Here is a 2,299-nt window from a genome sequence, read left to right as displayed (position 1 = left end):
CCCGCGCGCAAGCGCTGGTTTCAAAAGGTTCGCCGCATCCGACCCACCAGCCTGACCGCCGCCACCAATCAATGTATGGGCTTCGTCGATAAACAGAATGATTTTCTCAGGCGTGCTTAGAACTTCATCCAATACCGCTTTCAGACGACGTTCAAATTCGCCCTTCACCGAAGCCCCAGCCTGAAGCGCGCCCAGATCAAGTTCCCAAAGTGCTGTGCCAATCAGGGCCGCAGGCACATCTTCATCAATGATCTTCAGCGCAAGCCCTTCCGCCAGCGCGGTTTTACCAACACCGGGATCGCCCACAAGGATCGGATTGTTCTTGCGGCGGCGACATAGAACATCGGTGGTCAAGGCAATCTCGCCTTCGCGGCAAAAGACCGGATCAATCTTACCTTCGCGGGCCTGCTGCGTGATATCGCGGCCGTATTTTTGCAATGCGGTTTCGCCCTCGGGCATGGGGCCAGCTTCGCCGCCCGCGGTATGTTCGTCCGTGATCGGCCCTTCCATAGAGCCTTTGGTCAGCTCATGGAAACCCGCGGACATGGCGTCCGCATCCATCGCTTCGAATTCGGATTGCATGTAGAAATGACAATAGCGATCCGGGTTTGACGCAATCGCAACCCAGATCGCGCCGGTGCGAATGTCTTCTTCCTGCAAGCCACCACTGGAAATCACAAAAGCATCCTGCAGCAGTTCCAGCAACATTGGCGAAAACTGTGGCAAGTCCTGCGCGCCGGATTTGGCCCGTTCAATGGATTTACGCGCCAGGGCCTCAAGCCGCATAGCGTTCAGGTTCAACGCATTCAACAGACGTGAAATATCCCCAGCTGGCTGTTCCAGCATGGCCAGAATGATGTGGCTGACGGAAATCTCATAACCGCTTTGTTCCATGCAAAGTTCGCTTGCGCGTTGCAGGGCTTCACGGGAATATGTGTTCAGACGTTCAATGATTTTTTCTTTAGGAATAGTCAGCATTGCTTATTCGCCTTCCTCTTCAACACCAAGAGATGCGCCAATATCGCCCGCAATTTCATTGATGCGTTCCGTCAGGGTGTAATCAAACCAAAGGTGGATCCCGACGACCCCGATCAGCCCCGCAACAAGAATGGTCCAAACCGGCACGCGCCAGCCCATCCGTTGTTTCTGGCCATAGATATTTGGGGTTGGGTCCACCAATTGTGTCGGCGCTTCGCCCTGGTGTTTTTCCAGTACTTTATAAACCGCATCCAACAGATGATCGAGCTTGGCCTGACCATTGTGCATCACGTGATATTTGCCCTCAAACCCAAGGGCGATGCTGAAATACAGGAATTCCAAAAGGTCGGTAAAGCGGTGGCTTTCCTCCATCACCCGATCGAGAATGCCAAAGACCTTTTCCCCACCCCAAGTTTCATTGTGAAACACCGACAACATAGGACGTTCTGGCCAAAGGCTTTCGGCACCCCAGGTCTGTGACAGCACAGATTCATCCACCATGGCACACAGCGCATAACGCGCCGCCAGCGTGGTCGCATCGTCGTACCCTTTGGTTTCGGCTTCCTTCTGGAAGTTCTGGATCTCGCTGCTGAGGCGGCTGTGCAGGGATTCAATATCCGTAAAATTCGGCATATCCCGGATCCGCACCGCAAGACCCAGAACCGGCATCGCCAGTTCCAGCAGGGCGTTTGATCCGCCATCCGGCGCACGCAATTGAAAATCCAAGGTTTCCCGTGGTGAGATCAGTGAAGCAGGGCGCAATTCACTGGCTTGTACAGGCAGGTTGTCATTTGCTGTCTGGGGCAGATTGGCGGATTGTTCTTCGCCATCGAAACCATCAAATGCTGTCACTTCACTCATAACGCTTACCTCTTGATTGCCCAGAACTGCAGTTCCAGTTCAGGGAACTCACCGGCGATGTGGAATGCAAAGCCTTCAGCGCGGTCCATCTGTGACCAGGCCGGGTGTGAATTATCAATTTTGAAATAGGAATATCCCGCATGATACGGCAGCTGGCGCGGGGCCACGGCCATCAGATGCAGTGGAATACCTGGCAACTGTTTGCCCACCAATTCGCGGATCTTTTCAAGCGAGCTGACCTTGGCTTGTGCCGGGAACTGCGTATGCAGGCGTTCCTGTGGCACGCTGGCTTTGACGGCCAGAACAAAATCGTAATCGCGGATCATCTGGCGTTCCGGTACCGGCGCCACGATATAGCCGTGTTTCTTACGCTGATGATGGATCGGCACAGCATTCGCAACCAATGTCGCGGTCACAAGCTGGCGCAGGTTCTGTGTGACAGATGGCCAACAGTTTTCCG

Annotated in this window: 3 protein-coding genes; all 3 read right to left on the bottom strand. The window is 54.3% G+C overall.

The window, feature by feature from the left end:
• A partial coding sequence (locus ACPGUT_RS15995) for an AAA family ATPase (RefSeq protein ID WP_423993108.1) occupies positions 1 to 978 on the bottom strand: 978 nt, incomplete at its 3' end.
• 3 nt (positions 979 to 981) lie between these two features.
• Positions 982 to 1,839 (bottom strand): type IVB secretion system protein IcmH/DotU, encoded by an 858-nt coding sequence (gene icmH, locus ACPGUT_RS15990; RefSeq protein WP_423993106.1) that lies wholly within the window; start codon positions 1,837 to 1,839, stop codon positions 982 to 984.
• Positions 1,840 to 1,844: 5 nt separating this feature from the next.
• Positions 1,845 to 2,299 (bottom strand): type VI secretion system baseplate subunit TssK (gene tssK / locus ACPGUT_RS15985; RefSeq protein WP_423993104.1); only part of this gene is annotated, 455 nt, incomplete at its 5' end.

The organism is Halocynthiibacter sp. (genome assembly GCF_049608145.1).
GTDB lineage: Bacteria > Pseudomonadota > Alphaproteobacteria > Rhodobacterales > Rhodobacteraceae > Halocynthiibacter.
The sequence above is the reverse complement of the archived record's forward strand: the minus strand, read 5'-3'. Positions and strand labels throughout refer to the sequence as shown.